Here is a 24,362-nt window from a genome sequence, read left to right as displayed (position 1 = left end):
TATAATTTATCTTTTTGTAAAAGGAAAAAATATGTATTATTTAGAAATAGAAGGAACGAGCAATCTAAACGGTTCTGTTGAAATAAGTGGAGCTAAAAACGCTGCTTTGCCGCTGATAGTATCTAGCATACTAGCAAAAAATGAAGTTAGTATGAAAAATATACCAAACGTTGCGGATATTAACACGCTTTTTTTGTTGCTTAAAAATTTAGGAGCATCATTTTCTTTTGAAAATCACGAAGCAAAAATAAATACTAGCACATTAAACAATACAAAAGCTAAATATGACATAGTAAGAAAAATGAGGGCTTCTATACTCACACTTGGTCCATTGCTTGCTAGATTCAAAGAATGTGAAGTATCTTTGCCTGGAGGTTGCGCCATAGGACAAAGACCTATAGATTTACACCTTTTAGCTCTTGAAAAAATGGGAGCAAATATAGCTATAAAGCAAGGTTATGTGGTTGCAAGCGGTGCATTAAAAGGGACTGATATAATATTTGATAAGATAACCGTAACAGGTAGTGAAAATATAATAATGGCAGCTTCATTAGCTAAAGGAAAAACAAAGCTAATAAATGTTGCTAAAGAGCCTGAAGTCGTGCAGCTTTGCGAAACCTTAAAAGAAGCTGGGCTTGATATAAAAGGCATAGGTGCAGATGAACTTGAAATTTACGGAACAGATGGAGAGCTTTTACCATTTAAAGAAATAAATGTTATACCTGATAGAATAGAGGCTGGAACATATCTTTGTGCAGGTGCTATAACAAATTCAAAAATAACAGTAAAAAAAGCAAACGCAAAACACCTTAGTGCTGTTTTAGATAAATTTAGACAAATGGGCTTTGGTATAGAAGTAAAAGACGATGAAATAACCATACTTCCAGCCAAAAAAATAAAAGCTATTGAAATTATAACAAGTGAATATCCAGGCTTTCCTACCGATATGCAAGCTCAATTTATGGCACTTGCTTTAAGGGCTGAAGGGACAAGTATTATAGATGAAAGACTTTTTGAAAATCGCTTTATGCACGTTAGCGAACTTTTAAGAATGGGTGCTGACATAAAATTAAATGGTCATATAGCAAGTATAACTGGCACAAAAGAGTTAAACTGTGCTGATGTTATGGCTACAGATTTAAGAGCTTCGTCTGCATTGATACTAGCTGCTTTGTTTGCTAAAGGAGTTAGCAGAGTGCATAGAATTTATCATTTAGATAGAGGATATGAAAAACTTGAGGAAAAATTTAAAAAACTTGGTGCTAATATAAAAAGACTTGAGGAATAAAACTTGGATACATTTGAAGCTATAAATTTTTTGAAGACAAAGACAAAAAAAATACAAGAATTTGAGCTTATAAATTTAAATGATGCTAAAGATAGAATTTTATTTGAGGATTTAAGAGCTGAATTTGATTCTCCTGCTTTTGATAATAGTGCTCTTGACGGATATGCTTTTGCATATGCAAATAAAGATAATCCTTTAAAAATAAAAGGAAGTATATTTGCTGGTGATTTAGAAGAATACAAAATTAATGATGATGAATGCTATAAGATAATGACTGGGGCTAAAATGCCTAAAAATACAGATACAGTGCTTATGCTAGAAGATGAATGCTTGGAAAATGGAGCATTGATAATAAAAACTGATATAAAAAAATTTAATGCCAATAGAAAAAAAGCGGAAGAATTTAAAAAGGGAGAAATTTTACTAAAAAAAGGAACTATGTTAAAGGCTTCTCATATAGCACTATTGGCTTCGCAAGGAAAATATAAAATTAAAGTTTTTAGAAAAATTAAAATTTGCATCTTTTCAAGTGGAAATGAATTAAAAGAGCCATTTGAAAGCAAAAAAGATGCACAAATTTACAATGCAAATGCTTATTCTATAATGGCTATATTAAATCATCCTTGTTTTGAAACAAACTATAAAGGCATTATACAAGATACAGTAAATGAGTGCAAAAACGCTATAAATACAAAAGATTGCGACCTTATAATCACAAGCGGTGCAGCTAGTGTAGGAGAAGCTGACTTTATGAAACAAGCTTTGTTTGAGCTTGGTTTTGAATGCTTATTGTCAAATATAAAGGCTAAATTTATAAAGCCTAGTAAATTTTTTGCTAAAGATAATAAATTTGTTTTTGTATTGCCCGGAAATCCAATATCAGCTATATTTTCTTGTTTTTTACTGGTTAAATCTTTTCTTTTTTTCACGCTAGAACAAAGTAATTTTTTTGCTGTAAAAACTTGCAAATTTAAAGGGGAAATAAATTTAAAAGGTGGTAGAAATGAGCTTTTTTTAGGAAATATAAAAGATAAACACTTCATACAAAGCAAACAAAATTCATCATATATGCTATCTATACTATCTAAAAATGAGTATCTTTTAATAAGCAAGATAGATAAAAAAGAGATTAAAAATGATGAAGATGTATCCGTCATAAAGCTTGACTTTTAATATCTTTTTATATAAAATTACACTCTTATTTTGCGGGAATAGCTCAGGGGTAGAGCACAACCTTGCCAAGGTTGGGGTCGCGAGTTCGAATCTCGTTTCCCGCTCCATTTTAAAATCGTTTTAAACTAAATTCACATTCACTTCATTATGCATTCACTTACACTTCACTTAATATAGCTATCATTACAACATAAAAATTAATTTTCAAGGAGACAAAATGAAAAAATTAAGAGTTGTAGCTTTAGCTACTTTATTTTGTGCAAGTTCATTATTTGCGGATATGGCAGTAGCCCCAAATACACTACCAGCTAAAATTCACAATTTTGTGAAACAGCATTTCAAAGGAGCTAACATTATGTTTGCTGAAAGAGATATGACATCTTTTGATATAGATCTTTCAGACGGAACAAAGATAGAGTTCAATATAAATGGCGATTGGACAGATATAGACGGCAGATACAAAGCTATACCTACAACATTTTTGCCTAATGCAGTAGTATCTAAGGTAAAAGCTGCACAACCAAACGCTCAAATAATGGAGGTTGATAGAACTATCAACGGCTATAAATTTAAATTCAACAATATGATGGAAGTTTATACAGACGCCAATGGTAATGTAGTAGGACAAAAATTTGACGACTAATCAAAAAATTACCTCTTAATAAAAGGGGTAATTAAACAAAAAAATCATCTAACAAAAATTAAAAATAAAGCACTCTAAAAACAAAAATTTAAAAAACACATTTTTTAAAAAATATATTTTTATCCTTTTTAAAAGGAAAAAAATAAAAATTTTATAAAAAAAAGCTTGACTTTTAAAAACACTTTTACTACAATACAAGCTTTGATTTTATTAAAATATTTTTCTGTTTAGCCTTTGCTATACAAGTTCTTTTAAAGGGAAAGTTATGGAAAGAATAAGGCTTAAGCTTAAAGCTTATGACCATAGAGTTTTAGATCGCACAGTTGCAGCTATAGTTGAAGCTGTTAAGAGGACAGGTGCAGATATAAGAGGTCCTGTGCCTTTACCTACTAAGGTAAAAAGATATACAGTTTTGAGATCTCCTCACATAAACAAGGATTCAAGAGAGCAATTTGAAATGAGAATTCACACTCGTATGCTCGATATAGTAGCAGCAACTCCTGATACTGTTGATTCTCTAACTAAGCTTGATTTAGCTCCAGAGGTTAATGTTGAAGTTAGAGCTATGGGAAAATAGTTGAGTGATTAAGGATAGATTATGGAATATATAGTAGAAAAGATAGGTATGAGTAGAACTGTAACCAATCCGAGTGTTGCTGTAACTTTGCTTAGAGTGCTATCTGCTAAGGTTTGTGAAGTAAAAGAAAGCGGAAAGGCTCTGGTTGCTTACTCGAACGGTAAAACAAAAAATAAATGCATACAAGGACAACAAAAAAAATACAACCTATCACCTGAATTTAATAGGTTTGTTAGCATTTTTGTTAATAATAAAGAGGTAGGCGATTTAGATGAAACCCCACTAAATGATGCTAAAATTTTAAAGGTTTCATTCAACTCAAAAGGTAGAGGATATAGTGGTGTTGTTAAAAGACACGGCTTTGCTGGTGGTCCTGCAAGTCACGGTTCTCGCTTTCACAAAAGGCACGGTTCTATCGGAAATAGAGAGTGGCCTGGTAGAGTGCAGCCTGGGATGAAAATGGCTGGACATTATGGAAATGTAAAAATAACAGTTAAAAATGAAGTTTTAAGTTATGATAGCGAAAGCAAAATTTTGGTATTAAAGGGTGCTGTTCCGGGTCATAACGGAGCTTTAGGTAGAGTAAGGATTTCAAAATGAGTAAAGCTATCGTTTTAAATGATAAATTTGAAAAATCAGGCGATTTAGAATTACCTGCTAGATACACAGAGATAAATCCTCACAACCTTTATCTTTATGTAAAATCATACCTTGCCTCGTTAAGAGCAAATACTGCACATACAAAAAATAGAAGTGAAGTTAGCGGTGGTGGCAAGAAACCTTGGAGACAAAAAGGACGTGGTGGTGCAAGAGCAGGTTCTACAAGAACTAACGTTTGGGTAGGCGGTGGAGTTGCTTTTGGTCCAAAAAATAATAGAAATTATTTCCAAAAAGTAAATAAAAAACAAAAAAGATTAGCTTTAGAAAGATCATTAGAAGATAAAGCTAGTGCAGGTATGCTTTTTGTTGTTCCATCTTTAATCGTAGAAAGTGCAAAAACAAAGGATGCAAACAGCATTATAAAAAAACTTGGATTAAAAGATGTCTTAATAGTTAAAGATTTTATAGACGAAAAAACATTTCTTGCGTATAGAAATTTAGCAAATTGTTATGTAGTAGATATAACAGAGGTGAATGCTTATTTAATATCTGTGTTTAAATCTGTTATTATAGAGCAAAATGCTTTGCAATCCATCATAAAAGAGGACTAAAATGGCAGATATAAGAGATATAAAAACTATACTTTACACTGAAAAAAGTTTAAAACTACAAGAACACGGTGTAGTGGTCATACAAACCTCTCCTAAGATGACTAAAAATGGATTAAAAACAGTTCTAAAAGAGTATTTTGGAATAGTTCCTTTAAAAATAAATTCTCTAAAAATGGAAGGTAAAGTGAAAAGATTTAGAGGTCGTTTAGGACAAAGAAATGACTACAAGAAATTTTATGTAAAGCTACCAGAAGGCGTTAGCTTAGAAAGTTCGGAGGCTTAATATGGCGATAAAAACTTATAAACCATATACACCAAGTAGAAGATACATAACAGGTCTAAGCTCTGATGATATTACTGCAAAACCTAGTGTGCGTTCTTTGCTTATAAAACTTCCTACTCATTCAGGAAGAAATAATAATGGAAGAATAACTAGCAGACACAAAGAAGGTGGAGCTAAAAAACTATACAGAATTATAGACTTTAAAAGAAGAAAATTTGGCATAGAAGGCAAAATAGAGGCTATAGAATACGACCCATACAGAAATTGTCGTATAGCATTAGTTTCTTACAGAGACGGAGAAAAAAGATATATATTGCAAGCTAAGGGACTTAAGGTAGGCGATATAGTTGCTGCTGCAGAAAGCGGGCTTGATATAAAACCTGGCAATGCAATGAAACTTAAAAATATACCTGTTGGTACTATAGTTCATAACATAGAGCTAAAACCGGGAAAAGGTGGACAAATGATCCGTTCTGCTGGAGCATATGCTCAACTTATGGGAAAAGAAGAAAAATATGTAATACTAAGGTTAGCCAGTGGAGAAATGAGACAGGTTTTAGCCGAGTGTATGGCTAGTATAGGTGAAGTAGGCAACGAGGATTGGGCTAACATAACTATAGGAAAAGCTGGTAGAAACCGCTACAGAGGAATTCGCCCTCAAACTAGAGGTTCTGCTATGAACCCAGTTGATCACCCTCACGGAGGTGGTGAAGGTAAGAAAAACTCAGGTCGTCACCCTGTTACTCCTTGGGGCAAACCAACAAAGGGTGCTAAAACTAGACGCAAGAAAGCTAGTGATAGACTCATAATATCAAGAAGAAAAGGAAAATAATATGGCTAGATCGCTAAAAAAAGGTCCTTTCGTAGATAAACACGTTATGAAAAAAGTGCTTGTGGCTAAGGAAACAAATGATAACAAGCCTATAAAAACTTGGTCTAGAAGAAGTACTATAATACCAGATATGATAGGATTAACATTTAATGTGCATAATGGCAAAAGTTTTATTCCTGTTTATATAACAGAAAATCACATAGGCTATAAGCTAGGTGAATTTGCACCTACCAGAACCTTTAAAGGACATAAGGGTTCGGTGCAAAAAAAGATAGGTAAATAAAAAGGATAATGTATGAGTAAGGCACTTATAAAATTCATAAGATTATCTCCTACAAAAACAAGATTGATAGCAAGAGAAGTTCAAGGTATGAACGCTGAGTTGGCTTTAGCAACCCTAAAATTTACACCAAACAAGGGAGCAAGATATATAGCAAATGCTATATCAAGTGCTGTTGCAAATGGCGGATTTGAAGCAAATGAAGTTATAGTAAGCTCTTGTCGTGTAGATGCTGGTTCAGTCTTAAAAAGATTTAGACCTAGAGCAAGAGGTAGTGCTAGTCGCATAAGAAAACCAACTTCTCATATTTTGGTAGAAGTTACAAAAGAAGAAAAAAAGGATAAAAAAAATGATAAAAAAGCACAAACTACTACTAAAAAAGTAGCAAAAAAGAAGGAAGAGTAGTATGGGACAAAAAGTAAATCCAATTGGCTTAAGACTAGGTATAAATAGAAACTGGGAATCAAGATGGTTTCCTACTAAGGCGAATTTGGTAGAAAATATAGGCGAGGATTATAAAATAAGAGCTTTTCTAAAAAGAAAACTTTACTATGCTGGCATATCTCAAATCCTAGTTGAAAGAACTGCTAAAAAGCTAAGAGTTACTGTGGTTGCTGCTAGACCTGGTATAATCATAGGCAAAAAGGGTGGAGATGTAGATAATCTCAAAAAAGAGCTACAAAATATAATTAAAAAAGATATAAATATAAATATAAAAGAAGAAAGAAAAGCAGGTGCTTCAGCACAACTCGCTGCAGAAAGCGTAGCTACTCAACTTGAAAAAAGAGTCTCTTTTAGAAGAGCTATGAAAAAGGTTATACAAAATGCACAAAAATCAGGTGCAAAAGGTATAAAAGTTTCTGTTTCTGGTCGTTTAGGTGGAGCCGAAATGGCTAGAACTGAATGGTATTTGGAGGGTCGCGTGCCTTTACATACTTTAAGAGCAAAAATAGATTATGGTTTTGCTGAAGCTAGGACTACCTACGGAAATATAGGCGTAAAAGTTTGGATTTTTAAAGGGGAAGTCTTACACAAAGGTATGCAAAATGAAAAAACAGAAGAAGAAAATACTCCTGCTAAACGAACTAGAAGAAGCAGAGGAAAGGGTGGTAAATAACAATGTTAATGCCTAAAAAGACAAAATACAGAAAAATGATGAAAGGTAGAAACAGAGGATATGCTTGCAGAGGGACTGAATTTACCTTTGGTGATTATGCATTAAAAGCTACTGAAGCGGGTCGTATAAATTCAAGACAAATTGAAGCTGCTCGTATTGCTTTAACTCGTTTTGTTAAGAGACAAGGTAAAACATGGATTAGAGTTTTTCCAGATAAACCTCTTACAAAAAAGCCTTTACAAACTCGTATGGGTAAAGGTAAAGCAGCTGTTGAAGAATGGGTTATGAATATAAAGCCGGGTCGTATAATATATGAAATGGCTGGCGTTAGCGAAGATATGGCTAAACAAGCTCTAACCTTGGCTATGCATAAACTACCATTTAAAACTAAGTTTGTTACAAGAGAGAGTCAAAATGAAATATATTGATTTAAAAGATAAAAATATAAACGAGTTAAATGAGCTTTTAAAAGAGAAAAAGTTGCTTTTATTTACTTTAAGGCAAAAGCTAAGGACTATGCAACTTACCAACAATCAAGAAGTAAAGCAAACTAGAAAAGATATTGCTAGAATAAATACAGCAATCAGTGCTTTAAAAAAACAAGGATAAGATATGGCATTTAAAAGAGAAATTCAGGGCATTGTTCTTAAAAAAAGTGGTGATAAAACTGTTAGTGTGCTTGTGGAAAGAAAGGTTGTTCATCCAAGATATAGAAAAATAGTAAAAAGATTTAAAAAATACCTCATCCACGACGAGAAAAATGTTGCAAAGGTAGGAGATACGGTTATAGCACTTGAGTGCAGACCTATATCTAAAAGAAAAGCCTTTCGATTAAAAACTGTATTGGCAACAGGAGTTGAGTAATGATACAAAGTTTTACAAGGCTAGCGGTTGCTGACAACAGCGGCGCAAAAGAGCTTATGTGTATAAAAGTTTTGGGCGGTAGTAAGAGAAGATACGCTACCATAGGTGATGTTATAGTCGCATCTGTTAAAAAAGCACTACCAAATGGCAAGGTCAAAAAAGGACAGGTTGTAAAAGCTGTTATAGTTAGAACAAAAAAAGAAATTCATAGGGAAAACGGCTCTTTGATTCGTTTTGATGAAAATGCAGCTGTTATACTTGATAACAAAAAAGAACCTATTGGAACGCGTATATTTGGACCTGTTGGTCGTGAGGTAAGATATGCGAATTTTATGAAAATAGTTTCGCTTGCTCCGGAGGTTTTGTAATGAAGCTTAAGATTAAAAAGAATGACACAGTAAAAATTATAGCAGGTGATGATAAGGGTAAGACAGGTAAGGTTTTAGCTGTGTTTCCTAAGAAAAATAAAGTTTTAGTAGAAGGTTGTAAGCTTGCTAAAAAAGCTGTAAAACCTAGCGATAAAGTCCCAAATGGTGGTTTTGTTAATAAAGAAATGCCTATAGACATTTCAAATGTAGCAAAGGTTTAGGAGTTTTATTATGAGATTAAAAGAAAAATATACTAAAAGCATAAAAGAAGCCTTAGCTAAAGAATTTGACATTAAAAATCCTATGCTTATACCTGCCATAGAAAAGATAGTTATAAGTGTTGGTGCTGGAGATTTAGCAAAAGATCAAAAGGTGTTGCAAAATATAGCAGATACAATATCTTTAATAGCCGGACAAAAAGCCTTAATCACTAAAGCTAAAAAATCAGTTGCTGGTTTTAAAGTAAGAGAAGGCTTTCCTGTTGGAGTTATGGTAACATTGAGAAAAAACAATATGTTTGCTTTTCTTGATAAACTAATAAGCATAGCTTTACCAAGAGTTAAAGATTTTAGAGGTCTTTCAAGAGATGGCTTTGACGGTAGAGGAAATTATAATTTTGGACTTGATGAACAACTTATGTTTCCAGAAGTTGAATATGATAAAATTTTAAGAACTCACGGTATGAATATCGCTATTGTAACAAGTGCAAAAAATGACAAAGAGGCACAGAAGTTATTAGAGCTTTTTGGTGTGCCTTTCTCAAAAGGAAAATAATATGGCTAAAAAATCAATGATAGCAAAGGCTGCTCGCAAAGCTAAATTTTCGGTGCGTGCTTATACTAGATGTCAAATTTGTGGAAGACCACATTCAGTTTATAGAGACTTTGGAATTTGTAGAGTTTGCTTGAGAAAAATGGCAAATGAAGGTTTGATACCGGGTCTTAAAAAAGCAAGTTGGTAAAGGGATAAGATATGATAAATGATATAATTTCTGATTCTTTAACTCGCATAAGAAATGCGTCAATGAGAAGGCTTGAAACAACAAAGCTACTTCATTCAAAAGTTATAGAAGCCTTGGTTAGAATTTTTCAAGATAAAGGATATATAGATAGCTTTGATATAGTGGAAGAAAACAAAAAGAAATTTATTAATGTGGTTCTTAAATACGATGCTAATGGTTATAGTATTATAAATGAGATAAAACGTGTTTCTAAACCTGGTCGTCGTGTTTATAGAGGAAAAGATGAAATCAAACGTTTTAAAAATGGATATGGAACGATAGTAGTTAGCACAAGCAAAGGTGTTTTACCGAATGATGAAGCTTTTAAAGCTGGGGTCGGTGGCGAAGTGCTATGCACTATTTGGTAAATATATGCTTTTTATGGCATTTGAGTAGAAATACCTTAGACAAATAAAAAGGATAAAATATGTCGCGTATAGGCAAACAACCAGTTAGCATTCCAAACGGAGTGGAAGTAAAATTAGAAGGAAATGTTCTTAAATTTAAAAAAGGCAATTTAAGTAAAGAATTAGATACTAAAGCTAATGTAAATGTAAGCTTACAGGATAATACATTAAGCTTTTCTCCAAAAGCAGACGATAGACAAAGCAGAGCATTTTGGGGAACATATAGAGCCTTAGCTCAAAATATAGTTATAGGATTAACTCAAGGGTTCTCAAAAACTTTAGAGATAAATGGTGTTGGTTATAAAGCTGCTTTAAAAGGTAAAATTTTAGAGCTTAGTTTAGGTTTTTCACATCCTATAAATTTTAATATACCAGAAGGAATAGAAATAACAGTTGATAAAAACAACATCATAGTAAAAGGTAGTGATAAACAACAAGTTGGGCAAGTTGCTGCTCAAATTCGTGAATTTAGACCGCCAGAACCTTACAAAGGCAAGGGTGTGAAATATTCCGATGAACGAATTATCCGCAAAGCTGGTAAAACCTCTAAAAAATAAGGATAGTATATGAGAGCAAATATTTTAAAAAGGAAACTTAAACTAAGATTAAAAAGAAAAAGAAGGGTAAGAGCAAATATATCAGGCACAGCTTCTTTACCTAGAGTTTCAGTCTTTAAATCAAATAGAACAATATATTTACAAGCTATAGATGATATAAATGCAAAAACTATAGTAGCAAGTAGCGGTGTTAAGCTTGGCATAAAAGCTAATAAAGAAGGTGCTAAAAAGATAGCTGCTGATTTTGCAAAACTTCTAAAAGCTAAAAAAATAGAAGAAGCAGTTTTTGACAGAAATGGCTATCTGTATCACGGAGTGGTAGCAGAGGTAGCAAATTCTTTGAGAGAAAATGGCATAAAGCTTTAAGGGAGATATAAATGCAAAAATATAATAGAGAAGAATTTGAAGAAACTATAGTAGATATAGGTAGAGTAACTAAGGTTGTAAAAGGTGGTAGAAGATTCAGATTTACCGCACTTGTTGTTATAGGAAATAAAAAAGGGCTTGTTGGAGTTGGTTACGGTAAGGCAAAAGAAGTGCCAGATGCTATAAGAAAAGCTGTAGATGACGCATTTAAAAATATAGTAGAAGTTAAAACTAAGGGTTCTACAATAGCTCACGATGTAGAAGTCAAATATAACTCAAGTAGAATTTTGCTAAAACCAGCTAGTGAAGGAACAGGTGTAATAGCAGGTGGTTCTACACGCCCTATTGTCGAACTTGCAGGTATTAAAGATATTTTAACAAAATCTTTAGGCTCAAACAACTCTGCAAATGTCGTCCGTGCTACTATAAAAGCTTTAACTATGTTAAAAGGATAATATTATGAATTTAACTAAGGCAAAAGGTTCAACTAGAAAGATAAAAAGAATTGGCCGTGGTCAAGGTAGTGGTATGGGAAAAACTGCTACTAGAGGTGGCAAAGGTCAAACTGCTAGAAAAGGTTATAACGAAAAAAGAGGATTTGAAGGTGGACAACAACCTCTTCAAAGGAGACTACCAAAGGTAGGCTTTAGCTCAAAAATAGAAAAACCTTATGAAATAAATGTAGAAAAAATAAAGGCTATAAAAGAGCTTGCTGAAATAAGCCTAGATAGCATAAAAGAGGTGCATAAAATTCCAAAAGCAGTAACAAAGATAAAACTAATAGGAAAAAGTGCAAAAGATTTAGCTTCTAAAATAAAAGATGAAAAAGTAAGTTTTAGCGGAAAATAATAATGAATAAATCACTAAGTAATAAAATACTAATAACACTAGCGTTTTTATTTGCTTATAGAATTCTTGCTTATGTCCCAGTTCCTGGAGTAAATGCTGATGTGGTAGCTGAATTTTTTAACAGAAATTCAAGCAATGCACTTGGGCTTTTTAATATGTTTAGCGGTGGTGCAGCAGAAAGATTTTCTATAATATCTCTTGGGATTATGCCTTACATAACAGCATCTATCATAATGGAGCTTTTAGCGGCTACTTTTCATAATATAGGGAAAATGAAAAAAGAAAGAGATGGTATGCAAAAATATATGCAAATCATTCGTTATGCAACCATCTTTATAACCTTAGTTCAAAGTATAGGCGTGTCTATAGGACTTCAAAATTTAAGAAGCGCACAAGGGCAATCTGCCATAATGATAGAAGATTTAAACACTTTCATAGCACTTTCAGCTATGTCTATGTTAGCTGGCACAATGCTTTTAATGTGGCTTGGTGAGCAAATCACACAAAAAGGCGTTGGTAACGGAATTTCTTTGATAATATTTGCTGGTATAGTCTCAAGCATACCTTCAGCTATTGATGGAACGATAGGACTTATAAATTCTGGGGAAATGAATTTCTTAGTAGCTTTTTTAATACTTATAGTTATACTTTTAACTATAGGTGCTATTATATATGTGGAACTTGGGGAAAGGAGAATTCCTATATCATACTCAAGAAAAGTAGTTATGCAAAATCAAAACAAGAGAATTATGAACTACATACCTATAAAAGTAAATTTAAGTGGTGTTATACCACCTATATTCGCAAGTGCTATTTTAATGTTTCCAGCTACTATTATGCAAAGTAGCACAAATGAATATGTTTTGATGATTAATGACTATTTAAATCCAAATGGATATTTATTTCATATACTTACTTTCTTTTTGGTTATTTTCTTCGCGTATTTTTACGCATCTATAGTATTTAATGCTAAAGATATAGCCGAAAATTTAAAAAAACAAGGCGGTTTTATACCGGGCATTAGACCTGGTGAGGGCACTGCAAATTACTTAAACACAGTAGCTTCTCATTTGACCTTATCAGGCTCTATATATCTTGGATTAGTATCTACATTACCTTGGCTGCTAGTTAAATTTATGGGAGTTCCATTTTATTTTGGTGGCACTTCAGTTTTGATAGTAGTGCAAGTTGCACTTGATACTATGAGAAAAATAGAAGCTCAAATTTATATGAATAAATACCAAACTCTTTCAGCAGTAGGTCTTTAAGTAAGGATTTTCCTTGCTTAAAGATAAATAAAATTCACAAATTTACAAAATAAGCTATATTTAATGAAGCATATTGCATAATTCATACAAACCCTAAAAGAGTATGAGATGACAAAGCTTGACAAGAAAATGATATATTTAACAGAAAGATTTAGGTTTAAAATAGCCATATTTTCTGTGGCTATGATGACCGTGCTTGGTGCTTCTCTCATATCTCCAGCCTTGCCTTCAATATCAAAACATTTTTACTATGTGGAAAACATAGAACTTTTAAGCGGATTGGTGCTTACCATACCTGCTCTTTCAACGGCTTTGTTTTCACCATTAGCTGGGTATTTAATGGACAAATTTGGCAAACTTATATTTTTATATCCAGCAACAGTTTTATGGATATTAACAGGATTTGTAGCTTATTTTATAGACAATATTTACCTGCTACTTTTATCAAGATTTATACTAGGAATCGCAACTGCTTTTATAACTACCGCAGCTTCTGCATTGCTTGGAGATTACTATGGAGTTGGGACAGGTAGAAAAGATAGGGCACTATCTTTACAAGGTTTAATCTTAGCCTTTGGCGGAGCTTTAATGACTGTTATAGGCGGTTTTTTAGCTTCTTTTTCTTGGAATTATGTATTTATAGTTTATCTAAGCGGTTTTATAATATTTTTCTTTTGCATTTTTTATCTTTTCGAACCTAGAGTAAATAAAAACAAAAAAGCTCTAAGAGAAGAAAAACAGAAACAAAAAATTGATTACAAACCTTTTATACCCGTGTATTTTATGGGATTTTTTATAATAATGATATATTATCTTATATCCGTTCAATTCCCACACTATATACAACATCATCTTAAACTAGATGCAAAATACATAGGTCTTGCTATGGCTACATCTGCTATATCTTATGGAATTTTTTCATTTTTGTATAAAGATATAGTTAAAATTTTAGATATTAAAAAAATATACATATATTCACTTTTATTACAGTCATTTAGTTTTTTAATGGTTTATATAAGCGATAATTTTTATATAAGCATACTGAGTCTTTTTATATTTGGTGGTGCTGGAGGACTTATTATAGTTAATAATTCCGCATATTTACTAGGTTTGGCACCTTCTTATGCTAAAGCAAGGATTTATAGCATACTCGCTTCTTGTATGTTTTTGGGTCAGTTTGTCTCACCATTCATAACAACTCCACTAACTCAAAATTTTGGCATAAAAAATGAATTTTTAATTTGGTCAAGCACCTTATTTATAGTTGCTATTTGTTATTGCTTTTTCAAAGTAAAAAAGGCTTAATTTCTTTTATTTTAAAATTAGTAAAGCTATAATAAAATTAAAAAAAATTAAAAGGATTTTAATATGCAAATAATGCTTTGTGCCATTTGTAATATAGCAAGCGGTGGTTGTAGTGAGGACTGCAAATACTGCACTCAAAGCGCACATGTTAAAACAGGTATAGAGAAATACAAAAGCAAACCAATAGAAAAAATAGTCCAAGAAGCTAAAATAGCTAAAAAAAATGAGGCTTTGGGCTTTTGTCTAGTTACTGCTGGAGCTGGTCTTGATGATGAAAAGCTTGATTATGTATGTAGAGCAGCTAAGGCAGTTTTAAAAGAAGTTCCTGATTTACTTTTAATAGCGTGTAATGGGATTGCCAATTTAGAACAACTAAAAGAGCTAAAAAAAGTTGGTATTTTTTCATACAATCACAATCTTGAAACATCTCGTGAATTTTTTCCACAAATTTGTAGCACACATACTTGGGAAGATAGATTTAATACAAATTTAGCAGCAAAAGAAGCTGGGCTTATGCTTTGCTGTGGAGGAATTTACGGACTTGGCGAAAGTGATGATGATAGAATAAGTTTTAGAAAAAGCTTAAAAGAGTTAAATCCCTTTTCATCTCCTATAAATTTTTTCATATCAAATGAAAATCTTAAACTAAAACAAAAACCTTTAGAAGCAGATGAAGCCTTACAGATAATAAGAGACACTAAACAAATTCTAAAAGATACGGTTATAATGGTTGCTGGCGGTAGAGAATTTGTGCTAAAAGAAAGGCAGTATGAAATTTTTGAAGCTGGAGCAGCAGCCATAGTAATAGGCGATTATCTAACAACAAAAGGAGAGGTTCCTAGTAAAGACATAAAAAAACTTAAGGATATGGGATTTACTTTTGCAACACAGTGTCACTGATATAAACAATTTGCAAATATTAGTAGTCATAGCTTTATGTTTGCTAATATCACCATATATAGCCAAATTTTTTAGACTTCCAATATCAGCTACCGAAATGATATTGGGTAGTGTTTTGGCTTATTTTTCATTGCTACCAAGTAGTGAGCTTTTCACTTTAGTATCTAGCATAGGTTTTTGTTATCTGATGTTTATGGCTGGTATGGAAGTAAATTTAAAATCTTTTTTTTCTATGAAAACATCTCTTGCTAAAAGAAGTTTTTTTTACATAAGTAATTTATATATATTAAGTTCTTTGCTGACCTATATAATGGGTTTGCCATATATTTTTATAATCATTTTTCCTGTTATGAGTGTTGGGCTTTTATCTATATTATTTAAAGATTTTGGAAGAGACTGTTATTGGCTTAATACATCTATGGTAGTTGCAACTCTAGCTGAAGTCATAAGCATAATACTTCTAACAGTTGTTGGGACTGTGCTAAAACAAGATATAAATTTATTTGAATTAATTATAAATTTATTATATATTTTTTCATTTCTAGCATTTTGTTTGTTAGCCTTTAAAATATTAAGAGTTTTGTTTTGGTGGTATCCACAATTAAAAAATGTATTAATGCCTAGCGAAGATAAAAATGAAAAAGACATAAGGCTTTGTATGAGTGTTTTTATGTTAATCATAGCTACTATGTTTATACTAAAACTTGACTTAGCTCTTGGTTCTTTTATAGCCGGATCTTTTATATCAACATTTTTTTCACGAAAACAAGATCTAGATAAGAGGCTTTCTAGTTTTGGATACGGGCTTTTAATACCTATATTTTTTATACATATAGGTTCAACTTTCGATCTTTCTTTACTAAAAGAAATTGAACTTATCAAAAATGCATTTTTCATAATGTTTGCTATGCTAGGTATAAGACTTATAAGTGTTATTGCATTTTATGAAAAATTTAATTTAAAACAAAGCTTACTATTTGTGCTTAGTCATTCTATGCCACTAACGCTACTAGTAGCTACAGCTACTCTTTCTTACAATGCTAAACTAATTGATAAAGAGCTTTATTCAGCTCTTATACTTACTGCATTGTTTGAAGCTATTTTGGTTATGAGTTTGATTAAGGTCATAAATTCTAAAGAGTGAAATTTCAATTTTTGCTCTGTTTTTGCATTTTTTAACTAAAAAATGATGCTAAATTTATCTAGCAAAAACTACAAAATATAAAGAATTTTTTGCTATAATTTAAGACAATTTTTAAAAGAAAGGTGGTGAAGCTAGTGCCTGGTATAAAAGTGCATCCAAATGAATCTTTTGATGAAGCTTACCGTAAATTTAAAAAACAAGTTGATAGAAATCTAGTTGTTACAGAAGTTAGAGCTAGAAGATTTTTTGAACCTATGACAGAAATTCGTAAAAAACAAAAAATTTCAGCTAGAAAAAAAATGCTTAAAAGACTTTATATGCTTAGAAGATATGAGTCAAGACTCTAATATAAAGCCCTAAATGGGCTTTTAAAAGAATTTTAATTGCTTAATAACAAAACCGCTATCATCTCTACCTTTGTTTTTATCACAGTATCTTTTATGCTTTATTTATTTTTTACAGTAAAAGCAAATTCAAGTTTTGTCGGCTTTCATAGCTTAAATTTTAATTTAGAATTTTTTGTATTGTTTTTTGTATCACTTATAGTCCCAATTTTAATAGCCTTATTATTTTTTATAGTATTTCCAAAAAAAAGCCTTTATTTTGAACCAATAAAAGAAATAGCTTTTAAAAATTCGCTTTCATTTTTATTTGTATTTTTCTTAGCAAATGCCGTAGCTGAAGAGCTTTTATTTAGAGGTGTCTTGCAAGAAAATTTTGGTCTTTTATTAGCCAGCATAGCCTTTGTTTTAGCACATATAGCTTATTATAAGAAGCCTATCTTACTCTTAGAGGTATTTTTACAAGGATTATTCTTAGGGCTTTTATATGAATTTTCTAAGTCCTTAATGCTTTGTATTTTAAGCCATACTTTTTTTAATTTTTTTATAGTTTTTATAATAAAAAGAAAAATATTAGTTTATTAATTTTTGATAGAATTCTAAATAAATTTAACACTAGGACAAAGCTATATGAAACATATTAAAAAAATTTTACATTTGAGTATGGTTAGTGGTTTGGTAGCAGTTGGTGGCGGTGCTTTAGCAGCTTGTGATAACTCACAAAATCAAATACCTCAACAAAATTCACAAAATCAACAAGGAGCTTTTGTAATCATAGAAGAAACCGCTGCTGGACAATACAAAATAAAAGAACAGTTTCCAAGTGCAGAAACAAGAGTTGTGTTGCAACAACTTGATGGAACAGAAAGAGTTTTAACAAAAGAAGAAATGGACGCTCTTATAAAAGAAGAAGCTGCTAAAATAGATAATGGAACATCAAATTTGACAAAAGATAACACACAAATGAGTAGCGGGGGGCTTTCATTAGGCGAAACATTATTAGCAAGTGCTGCAGGTGCTATACTTGGTAGCTGGATAGGTTCAAAACTTTTTAATAATCAAAATTTTGCAAATCAACAAAGAGGTGCTTTTTCAAATCAAAGTGCATATCAAAGAAGTATGAATAGCTTTAATAATAGAGCTACAAGCACACCGAATGCTGCTGGTCGCTCTGGCTTTTTTGGCTCTAGTGGTGGTTCAACTCAAGGCACACAAAGTTATGGATCTTAAGGCTTAAAATGAAATTTAAAAAAGTAAAAGCTCTTACTAAGGACTATTTGGAAAGTATAGGTTTTTCTTGGCATACGGATAATAATGGCTCTGATTATTTAGATGATGAATTAATTTGCATAAGCGAAAAGGAAGCAAATGCCTTTTATGAAGCTGGGAACGAACTGTATGATATGTTTGTGTCTGCAGCACAAAAGGTAATAGATGAAAACCGTTTTGATGAGCTTGGAATACCTTTTAATCTTATAGAAGCGATAAAAATGAGCTGGGAAAATGATGTGCATTGGCATTTGTATTCTAGGTTTGACCTTGCCGGAGGACTTGATGGAAAGCCTATAAAACTTCTTGAATTTAATGCAGATACCCCTACTTCTCTTTTTGAAACTGCTATACTTCAGTGGGCTTTACTAAGACAAAATGATATGAATGAAAGCTTGCAATTTAACAGCCTTTATGAATCTTTAATGGATAATTTCAAAAGACTTATAACATTAAATGATGATATTTCTAGCTTTGATGAGTATTATGAAGGCTGGAAAATTCTTTTTTCTAGCATAAAAGGCAGTAGCGAAGATGAGCTTACCACTAGACTCTTAGAACACATAGCAAAAGAGTCTGGCTTTGAAACAAACTTTGCCTTTATAGATGAGATTGAATTTAGCCCTGAAGGTGTATTTTACGAGCAAGAAAACTATGAATACTTATTTAAACTCATACCTTGGGAAAATATAGCTATAGAAGAAGGTGATTTGGCTATGCTTTTGACACAGATCATTAAAAATCGAAAAGCAATCATTTTAAATCCCGCATACACACTACTTTTTCAAAGCAAAGGAATTTTAAAAATTTTATGGGAGCTTTACCCAAATCATCCATTATTATTAGAAACTAGCGATAAGCCTTTAATTGGTAAAAAATGCGTTAAAAAGCCTATGTTTGGAAGAGAAGGAGCAAATATAAGCATTTTAGATGAAAATGGCAAAATAATAGAGCAAAATGATGGAGAATATATAGGTAATAACTTCATATATCAAGAATTTACTCAGTTAAATTCAAAAGATGATTTATACTACCAAGCTGGAGTATTTTTCGCTTATGAATCCTGTGGGCTTGGGTTTAGAAAAGGCTCTAAAATAATTGATAATTTTGCTAAATTCGTGGCACACTACATAAAGGAGTAAAAATGAAAATAGTTTGTTTAGATGCTGCAACTTTGGGTTCATATGATTTATCAAAATTTAAAAATTTTGGAGATTTCGTAAGTTATAAATTAACAAAAAACAATGAACGCATAGAAAGACTTAAAGATGCTGATGTAGTTATGACAAATAAGGTCATAATAGATAAAGAAGTTATAGATAATACAAATATAAAACTAATATTAGAAACCGCTACAGGTGTTAATAATATCGATGTTGAATATGCAAAACAAAAGGGCATAATAGTAAAAAATGCGGCAAATTATTCTACAAAAAGCGTAGTGCAGCATACATTTGCTCTTATATTTTCTTTTTTAAATCAAATTCCATTTTATGATAAATGGAGCAAAGAGGGCAAATGGTGCGAGAGCGAAATATTTACTGATTACAGTAGAATTTTATACAACATAAGCGGAAAAAAACACGGCATTATAGGACTTGGAACTATAGGAAAGGAAGTTGCTAAGATTTCTAGTGCTTTTGGTGCTAAAATTTGTTATTATTCAAGCTCTGGCAAAAACAATGATAACACATACGAACGCGTAGAGCTTGATGAGCTTTTCAAAACTTGCGATATAATAAGCATACACGCTCCATTAAATGAAAAAACAAAGAATTTAGTAAAGAAAGAAGAATTATCTTTGATGAAAGATAAGGCTATTTTGATAAATGTTGGTAGAGGTGGAATCGTAAATGAGAATGATTTAGCCCAAATTTTAAACCAAAAAGATATAAGAGCTGGGCTTGACGTGCTTGAACAAGAGCCAATGGCTAAAAATCACCCTCTTTTAAGCATAAAAGACAAGGAAAAACTAATCATAACGCCTCACGTAGCTTGGGCTTCTTATGAATCTTTAGAAGCTTTAATGGATATAGTATATAATAATTTAAAAGAATGGATTGAAAATGGCAAGTGAGCATAGTTTTGACATAAGTGCTAGTATAGACAAGCAAGAGCTTAAAAATGCACTAGAACAAGCCAAAAAAGAACTTGATAGCAGATATGATTTAAAAGGCATTAAATGCGAAATAGACTTTAACGAAAAGGAAGGAAATTTTAAGCTTTCTAGCTCGAGTGAAGCAAAATTAGATGTATTAAAAGATATATTAGTATCAAAACTAATAAAAAGAGGCATAAACGCATCTAGCATAAAAGAGCTTTCAAGAGAAAGTGGGGCTTTATTTCGCCTAAATTTAAAAGTAAATGATAGCATAGATTCTGATAATGCAAAAAAGATAAACAAGACTATAAAAGAAAGCAAGTTAAAAGTTACTTCCAGCATAAGAGGCGATGAAATTCGTGTAAGTGCGAAACAAATAGATGATTTACAAGCTGTTATTAAGCTAGTAAAAGAGTTGAATTTAGAGCTTTCTTTAAGTTTTAAGAATCTAAAATAAGAGGTCTTTGTGAGACAAATTTTTGCAGTCTTATACGTGCTTTTTTTATTAAATGCATGCTCATTTAAAAAAGCAGATTTTCAGCAAAGTAAGGCAGTGTTTATAAATGCAAAATTCGCTAACGGTTTTAGGGTGAGTGAGGCTGGATTTTTATATGCAAATAAAGAACTTACCAGACTTGAACTTTATAAATTTGGGCAAGGAATTTTAGAGCTTGAACTAAATAGACAAATTTGTTTAAACTCGATATGCTACAGCAGAGAAAATTTTAACAAAACATATTTTAAGGAAGCACATTACGACAAAATTTTAGATGATATTTTAGGAGAAAAACCAATATATGATGGGCTTAACTTGCAAAAAACAAGTTGTGGCTTTAAACAAGAAATAAATTTTATTTCTTATGAACTATGCTCTAAAGAACTTAGTTTCAAAGATGATAAAAATAAAATTTTACTTAAAATAAATAGGATATAAATGCTTGATTTAAAAGAATTTGTAAGTGCGAGAGATATAAAGAAAACTAAATTATTTAAAAATTTATCCTGTTCTTATGAACAAGCTTTGATATTAAAAGAACTATGCAAAAATATGATAAATGGTTTTTCTAGCATAAATACCTTAAATCTTTTAACAGCCATTTTTAAAAAAGAAAAATATGAATACTTAAATCACCTAAGCGATGTTAAGTGTTTGATAGATTTAGGTTTTGTATCTATATTTCACGCATTTAGCAGCGATTTAAAAAAAGATAGACAAAATTTATTATCCCTTTTAAACTGCGACTTAAGTCTTAGCGACACATTTTTATCATTTTTAGAAGAAAATTCTACACTAAATTTAAATAATCAACAAGCTTATACCGAGTATCTTGAATACTTAAAAGATGAATTCACAAGGATAGAGCTTTATAAAAGACTCTCCTTTAACTCATCATCAAGACTAAAAGAAGAGCTTAAACAATATGAAGCATATATAAAAACTAGGCTAAAAAAGAGCAAATTCAAAAATATATTAGAAGAAATCTTTAAAGAATACAAGCTAAGCAAAAAAGAAGAATTAATATTTATAGCCCTGCTAAAAGAAGAATACAGCTTAGACAGCGAAAATTCCAGTGCAAGAGATATTAATTCTTTGCTTTGTGTAATAAGTGAAAATGAATATGAAAAATTAGAAAACAAAGCCTTGCTTTCTGAAAATTCAAGGCTTTTAAAAAACAATCTCATAGACTACGACGAATACATAAGCACTTTTGGCACTTTTAGTAAAAGTTTTTATATAAGCGATGAATTTTTACAAAGGATTATCAATTCCAAAGGAAAGAAAAAGGGAGAAAGATTGGAATTGCAAAGCCTTGTAAAAGAACAAGATATCTTTGAGCTTATAGAACCAGATACAGATATTAACGATGTGATAATGCCAAATGGAACTAAAAACATACTTGAAAACATACTAAAACAAAGAGACAAAAAAGTCATACAAAGACTTTCAACTTGGGGCATAAAACATAGCGAAGATATAGAAGCAAAGATTATATTTTATGGTCCTGCTGGGGTTGGTAAAACTATGTCCGCTCTTGCTATGGCAAGATCTATGAAAAAAGTTGTTTTAAGCTTTGATTGCTCTAAAATTCTAAGCAAATGGGTTGGTGAAAGCGAACAAAATGTAAGGAAAATTTTTGATACATATAAAAAAATATCTTCATCTTGCAAAGAAAATCCTGTCTTGCTTCTAAATGAAGCCGATCAGTTTTTAAGCACAAGGGTAGAAGGTAGCAGCGGCTCTGATAAAATGCACAATCAAATGCAAAATATATTCTTAGAACAGATTGAAAAATTTAGTGGGGTATTGATAGCTACCACAAATTTTTTAGAAAGTTTAGATAGTGCATTTTCTAGAAGATTTGACTATAAAATAGAATTTAAAAAGCCAAATTACGAAGAAAGGGTGCAAATTTTTAAAAAATACCTGCCAAAAAATGCTTCTTTTGAAGATGATTTTGACTTAGAAAACTTAGCTAGATATGAATTAAGCGGTGCTCAAATCATAATGATTATTAAAAATGCAGCACTAAAAGCAGCTATATCAAAAGATGGAATTTTTAAACAAGTATATTTCATAGAAAGCATAGAAAAAGAGTTAAATTCGAGCTTTGATAAAAACAAAATAGTAGGTTTTAATAAATTTTAAGTAATGGCCGGGAGAAAGGGATTCGAACCCCTGGAGGCTTGCACCTCAACGGTTTTCAAGACCGCCGCTTTCGACCACTCAGCCATCTCCCGTAAAAAACATAGTTTCAGTAAGAGCTTGGAGGCGACATCCGGATTCGAACCGGAGATCAAGGCTTTGCAGGCCCATGCCTTACCGCTTGGCTATGTCGCCAATAGTGGTGCCCGGAGCCGGACTTGAACCGGCACGGAAGAAAAAATTCCGAGGGATTTTAAGTCCCTTGTGTCTACCAATTCCACCACCCGGGCGTATGGAGCGGGAAACGAGATTCGAACTCGCGACCCCAACCTTGGCAAGGTTGTGCTCTACCCCTGAGCTATTCCCGCAAAATAAAAGCTAAATTTTAACAAAATAAGCTTAAAAAAGCCTTTATTAAGAATAGTGTTAATGCTTTAACTAAGCTACATTTAGTAAAATAAGACTAAAAGCCATCACAGCCATACCGGCAAAAAGCCCATACAAACAGTGATGAGCTTCTCCATATACTCTAGCAGCGGGTAAAAGTTCGTCAAAAGAGATATAGACCATTATCCCTGCTATTATGGCGAAAGTAAAGGCTAAAGTTAGCTCTCCTATAAATGGGAGTATCAAAAAAAAGCCTATTAAAGCACCTATTGGCTCTGTAAGACCAGAAAGTGCGGCGTATTTAAATGCTTTTCTTTTTTCTCCCGTAGCGTGATATATAGGCAAAGAAACCGCCATACCCTCAGGTATATTATGAATAGCCACAGCTATAGCTATAGCAACGCCAAATGATATGTTATCAAGAGAAGATACAAAGGTGGCAAAACCCTCTGGTAAGTTGTGTATAGAAATAGCTATAGCAGTTAAAAGACCCGTTCTTTTCAAAGCTAAATTTGGACGCTTTACCCCGCTTACAAGCGGGCAAATTTTTAACTCATTATAATCATCTTTTTGTTTTATATGCAAATCTTCTGGTATAAGCCTATCCACTAAAGCTGCTAATAAGCTTCCCACAAAAAAGAAAAGTATAGCTAAAGAAGAGCCGATAAACTCACCATACACCTTTGTAAAATCTACAAAGCTTGAGGGCAAAATTTCCATAAAAGAGATATATATCATCACTCCAGCAGAAAATCCAAGTCCTATGGATAAAAAAGTAAAATTATCCTGTCTTGAAAAAAATGCTATCAAAGCACCAATAGCCGTGGATATACCAGCTAAGGTAGCTAATAAAAATGCTATAGATATTTGCGATAATTCTAAATCCATATTAAAAACTTTAAATAATATTTTTTATTAAAAAGTAAATTATATGAAAAAATAGTAAATTAAAAAGATATTTTTGTATAAAAATCTAAAGCTTTTCACTTCCTTTCAAATGTTTTCTTTATTCTATGTAACTTTACACTTTAAGCTTTATCATTTTTTATTTTAAAGTCTTTTAACTTTAAGTTTTAACCCTTCTTTAAACTCCATCTCTACCTAACTTTATACTTTAAACTTTTTTAAAAACTTTCTTTATCCTACGCACATCTTTCATAAATCTTAGATATTTCAATGCCCCCCCCC

General features: G+C 31.9%; 36 protein-coding genes and 5 tRNA genes. 36 read left to right on the top strand and 5 right to left on the bottom strand.

Going from position 1 to position 24,362, the window contains the following annotated elements; genetic code table 11:
- Window positions 1-31: 31 nt before the first annotated feature.
- From murA to Q0J35_RS00030, 36 genes are all read left to right on the top strand, one after another.
- On the top strand, window positions 32-1,288 hold the full coding sequence (gene murA / locus Q0J35_RS00205) for a UDP-N-acetylglucosamine 1-carboxyvinyltransferase (RefSeq protein ID WP_297191869.1): 1,257 nt from the start codon (window positions 32-34) through the stop codon (window positions 1,286-1,288).
- A 3-nt stretch (window positions 1,289-1,291) separates the two neighbouring features.
- Window positions 1,292-2,461, top strand: a complete 1,170-nt coding sequence (locus Q0J35_RS00200; protein WP_297191867.1) for a molybdopterin molybdotransferase MoeA — start codon at window positions 1,292-1,294, stop codon at window positions 2,459-2,461.
- A 32-nt stretch (window positions 2,462-2,493) separates the two neighbouring features.
- Window positions 2,494-2,568, top strand: a tRNA-Gly gene (locus tag Q0J35_RS00195).
- 110 nt (window positions 2,569-2,678) lie between these two features.
- Window positions 2,679-3,104, top strand: coding sequence for a PepSY-like domain-containing protein (locus Q0J35_RS00190; RefSeq protein ID WP_297191865.1), 426 nt, complete (start codon window positions 2,679-2,681; stop codon window positions 3,102-3,104).
- A gap of 265 nt (window positions 3,105-3,369) precedes the next feature.
- Window positions 3,370-3,681, top strand: a complete 312-nt coding sequence (gene rpsJ / locus Q0J35_RS00185; RefSeq protein ID WP_297191863.1) for a 30S ribosomal protein S10 — start codon at window positions 3,370-3,372, stop codon at window positions 3,679-3,681.
- A gap of 21 nt (window positions 3,682-3,702) precedes the next feature.
- Complete coding sequence (gene rplC, locus Q0J35_RS00180; RefSeq protein WP_297191861.1) at window positions 3,703-4,281, top strand: 50S ribosomal protein L3; 579 nt, start codon at window positions 3,703-3,705, stop codon at window positions 4,279-4,281.
- A complete protein-coding gene (gene rplD, locus Q0J35_RS00175) occupies window positions 4,278-4,892 on the top strand; it encodes a 50S ribosomal protein L4 (RefSeq protein WP_297191859.1) in 615 nt (204 codons plus the stop codon). Before rplC ends, rplD begins: the two co-directional genes overlap by 4 nt.
- 1 nt (window position 4,893) lies before the next feature.
- Window positions 4,894-5,175: a 50S ribosomal protein L23 gene (locus Q0J35_RS00170; RefSeq protein ID WP_297191857.1), complete on the top strand. Its 282-nt coding sequence runs from the start codon at window positions 4,894-4,896 to the stop codon at window positions 5,173-5,175.
- 1 nt (window position 5,176) lies between these two features.
- Window positions 5,177-6,007, top strand: a complete 831-nt coding sequence (gene rplB / locus Q0J35_RS00165; RefSeq protein WP_297191855.1) for a 50S ribosomal protein L2 — start codon at window positions 5,177-5,179, stop codon at window positions 6,005-6,007.
- A 1-nt stretch (window position 6,008) separates the two neighbouring features.
- Window positions 6,009-6,290, top strand: a complete 282-nt coding sequence (gene rpsS / locus Q0J35_RS00160) for a 30S ribosomal protein S19 (RefSeq protein WP_297191852.1) — start codon at window positions 6,009-6,011, stop codon at window positions 6,288-6,290.
- A gap of 12 nt (window positions 6,291-6,302) precedes the next feature.
- Window positions 6,303-6,692, top strand: coding sequence for a 50S ribosomal protein L22 (gene rplV / locus Q0J35_RS00155; protein WP_297191850.1), 390 nt, complete (start codon window positions 6,303-6,305; stop codon window positions 6,690-6,692).
- A gap of 1 nt (window position 6,693) precedes the next feature.
- Window positions 6,694-7,404, top strand: a complete 711-nt coding sequence (rpsC, locus tag Q0J35_RS00150; protein ID WP_297191848.1) for a 30S ribosomal protein S3 — start codon at window positions 6,694-6,696, stop codon at window positions 7,402-7,404.
- 2 nt (window positions 7,405-7,406) lie between these two features.
- The gene (gene rplP / locus Q0J35_RS00145; RefSeq protein ID WP_297191846.1) at window positions 7,407-7,832 is read left to right on the top strand and encodes a 50S ribosomal protein L16; all 426 of its coding nucleotides are present in this window, start codon (window positions 7,407-7,409) and stop codon (window positions 7,830-7,832) included.
- Window positions 7,819-8,013: a 50S ribosomal protein L29 gene (gene rpmC, locus Q0J35_RS00140; RefSeq protein ID WP_297191844.1), complete on the top strand. Its 195-nt coding sequence runs from the start codon at window positions 7,819-7,821 to the stop codon at window positions 8,011-8,013. The genes rplP and rpmC overlap by 14 nt, the downstream gene beginning before the upstream one ends.
- Before the next feature lie 3 nt (window positions 8,014-8,016).
- Window positions 8,017-8,268, top strand: coding sequence for a 30S ribosomal protein S17 (gene rpsQ / locus Q0J35_RS00135; RefSeq protein WP_297191842.1), 252 nt, complete (start codon window positions 8,017-8,019; stop codon window positions 8,266-8,268).
- Window positions 8,268-8,636: a 50S ribosomal protein L14 gene (gene rplN, locus Q0J35_RS00130; protein WP_297191841.1), complete on the top strand. Its 369-nt coding sequence runs from the start codon at window positions 8,268-8,270 to the stop codon at window positions 8,634-8,636. Before rpsQ ends, rplN begins: the two co-directional genes overlap by 1 nt.
- Window positions 8,636-8,857, top strand: coding sequence for a 50S ribosomal protein L24 (gene rplX, locus Q0J35_RS00125; protein ID WP_297191839.1), 222 nt, complete (start codon window positions 8,636-8,638; stop codon window positions 8,855-8,857). The genes rplN and rplX overlap by 1 nt, the downstream gene beginning before the upstream one ends.
- A 7-nt stretch (window positions 8,858-8,864) precedes the next feature.
- A complete protein-coding gene (gene rplE / locus Q0J35_RS00120) occupies window positions 8,865-9,410 on the top strand; it encodes a 50S ribosomal protein L5 (protein ID WP_297192810.1) in 546 nt (181 codons plus the stop codon).
- A 1-nt stretch (window position 9,411) separates the two neighbouring features.
- Window positions 9,412-9,597 carry a type Z 30S ribosomal protein S14 gene (locus tag Q0J35_RS00115; protein WP_094324350.1) on the top strand — a complete coding sequence of 62 codons (186 nt, stop codon included), beginning with the start codon at window positions 9,412-9,414 and terminating at the stop codon, window positions 9,595-9,597.
- Window positions 9,598-9,608: 11 nt separating this feature from the next.
- Complete coding sequence (gene rpsH / locus Q0J35_RS00110) at window positions 9,609-10,004, top strand: 30S ribosomal protein S8 (protein WP_297191834.1); 396 nt, start codon at window positions 9,609-9,611, stop codon at window positions 10,002-10,004.
- Window positions 10,005-10,063: 59 nt separating this feature from the next.
- Entirely contained in the window at window positions 10,064-10,600 is a 537-nt protein-coding gene (gene rplF, locus Q0J35_RS00105) for a 50S ribosomal protein L6 (RefSeq protein WP_297191832.1), read from the top strand.
- A 9-nt stretch (window positions 10,601-10,609) separates the two neighbouring features.
- Window positions 10,610-10,966 carry a 50S ribosomal protein L18 gene (gene rplR / locus Q0J35_RS00100; protein ID WP_297191830.1) on the top strand — a complete coding sequence of 119 codons (357 nt, stop codon included), beginning with the start codon at window positions 10,610-10,612 and terminating at the stop codon, window positions 10,964-10,966.
- Window positions 10,967-10,977: 11 nt separating this feature from the next.
- Window positions 10,978-11,421 carry a 30S ribosomal protein S5 gene (gene rpsE / locus Q0J35_RS00095; RefSeq protein WP_297191828.1) on the top strand — a complete coding sequence of 148 codons (444 nt, stop codon included), beginning with the start codon at window positions 10,978-10,980 and terminating at the stop codon, window positions 11,419-11,421.
- A 4-nt stretch (window positions 11,422-11,425) separates the two neighbouring features.
- The gene (rplO, locus tag Q0J35_RS00090) at window positions 11,426-11,815 is read left to right on the top strand and encodes a 50S ribosomal protein L15 (RefSeq protein WP_297191825.1); all 390 of its coding nucleotides are present in this window, start codon (window positions 11,426-11,428) and stop codon (window positions 11,813-11,815) included.
- A 2-nt stretch (window positions 11,816-11,817) separates the two neighbouring features.
- Complete coding sequence (secY, locus tag Q0J35_RS00085) at window positions 11,818-13,083, top strand: preprotein translocase subunit SecY (RefSeq protein WP_297191823.1); 1,266 nt, start codon at window positions 11,818-11,820, stop codon at window positions 13,081-13,083.
- A gap of 108 nt (window positions 13,084-13,191) precedes the next feature.
- Window positions 13,192-14,388: an MFS transporter gene (locus Q0J35_RS00080; protein ID WP_297191820.1), complete on the top strand. Its 1,197-nt coding sequence runs from the start codon at window positions 13,192-13,194 to the stop codon at window positions 14,386-14,388.
- A gap of 63 nt (window positions 14,389-14,451) precedes the next feature.
- Window positions 14,452-15,288: a biotin synthase gene (locus Q0J35_RS00075; protein ID WP_297191818.1), complete on the top strand. Its 837-nt coding sequence runs from the start codon at window positions 14,452-14,454 to the stop codon at window positions 15,286-15,288.
- Window positions 15,269-16,432: a cation:proton antiporter gene (locus Q0J35_RS00070; RefSeq protein WP_297191815.1), complete on the top strand. Its 1,164-nt coding sequence runs from the start codon at window positions 15,269-15,271 to the stop codon at window positions 16,430-16,432. The genes Q0J35_RS00075 and Q0J35_RS00070 overlap by 20 nt, the downstream gene beginning before the upstream one ends.
- Before the next feature lie 134 nt (window positions 16,433-16,566).
- On the top strand, window positions 16,567-16,779 hold the full coding sequence (gene rpsU / locus Q0J35_RS00065; protein ID WP_002780697.1) for a 30S ribosomal protein S21: 213 nt from the start codon (window positions 16,567-16,569) through the stop codon (window positions 16,777-16,779).
- Window positions 16,780-16,815: 36 nt separating this feature from the next.
- Window positions 16,816-17,358 carry a CPBP family intramembrane glutamic endopeptidase gene (locus Q0J35_RS00060; RefSeq protein ID WP_297191813.1) on the top strand — a complete coding sequence of 181 codons (543 nt, stop codon included), beginning with the start codon at window positions 16,816-16,818 and terminating at the stop codon, window positions 17,356-17,358.
- Window positions 17,359-17,403: 45 nt separating this feature from the next.
- A complete protein-coding gene (locus Q0J35_RS00055; protein WP_297191811.1) occupies window positions 17,404-18,003 on the top strand; it encodes a UPF0323 family lipoprotein in 600 nt (199 codons plus the stop codon).
- Between the two features lie 8 nt (window positions 18,004-18,011).
- A complete protein-coding gene (locus tag Q0J35_RS00050; RefSeq protein ID WP_297191807.1) occupies window positions 18,012-19,184 on the top strand; it encodes a glutathionylspermidine synthase family protein in 1,173 nt (390 codons plus the stop codon).
- A 2-nt stretch (window positions 19,185-19,186) separates the two neighbouring features.
- Window positions 19,187-20,119: a D-2-hydroxyacid dehydrogenase gene (locus Q0J35_RS00045; RefSeq protein ID WP_297191805.1), complete on the top strand. Its 933-nt coding sequence runs from the start codon at window positions 19,187-19,189 to the stop codon at window positions 20,117-20,119.
- Entirely contained in the window at window positions 20,109-20,600 is a 492-nt protein-coding gene (locus Q0J35_RS00040) for a YajQ family cyclic di-GMP-binding protein (protein ID WP_297191802.1), read from the top strand. Before Q0J35_RS00045 ends, Q0J35_RS00040 begins: the two co-directional genes overlap by 11 nt.
- A gap of 9 nt (window positions 20,601-20,609) precedes the next feature.
- Entirely contained in the window at window positions 20,610-21,077 is a 468-nt protein-coding gene (locus Q0J35_RS00035; protein WP_297191801.1) for a hypothetical protein, read from the top strand.
- A complete protein-coding gene (locus Q0J35_RS00030; protein ID WP_297191798.1) occupies window positions 21,078-22,790 on the top strand; it encodes an ATP-binding protein in 1,713 nt (570 codons plus the stop codon). It abuts the gene before it with no gap.
- A 4-nt stretch (window positions 22,791-22,794) separates the two neighbouring features.
- Here Q0J35_RS00030 and Q0J35_RS00025 read toward each other — a convergent pair.
- From Q0J35_RS00025 to zupT, 5 genes are all read right to left on the bottom strand, one after another.
- Window positions 22,795-22,882 (bottom strand) — tRNA-Ser (locus Q0J35_RS00025).
- Between the two features lie 26 nt (window positions 22,883-22,908).
- A tRNA-Cys gene (locus Q0J35_RS00020) sits at window positions 22,909-22,982 on the bottom strand.
- A 5-nt stretch (window positions 22,983-22,987) separates the two neighbouring features.
- Window positions 22,988-23,077: transfer RNA gene (locus Q0J35_RS00015), tRNA-Leu, on the bottom strand.
- A gap of 3 nt (window positions 23,078-23,080) precedes the next feature.
- A tRNA-Gly gene (locus tag Q0J35_RS00010) sits at window positions 23,081-23,155 on the bottom strand.
- A 70-nt stretch (window positions 23,156-23,225) separates the two neighbouring features.
- Complete coding sequence (zupT, locus tag Q0J35_RS00005) at window positions 23,226-24,062, bottom strand: zinc transporter ZupT (protein ID WP_297191796.1); 837 nt, start codon at window positions 24,060-24,062, stop codon at window positions 23,226-23,228.
- Between the last annotated feature and the right edge of the window lie 300 nt (window positions 24,063-24,362).

The organism is uncultured Campylobacter sp. (assembly GCF_944323605.1).
Taxonomy (GTDB): domain Bacteria; phylum Campylobacterota; class Campylobacteria; order Campylobacterales; family Campylobacteraceae; genus Campylobacter_D.
This window is presented reverse-complemented; position numbering and strand designations above follow the sequence as displayed.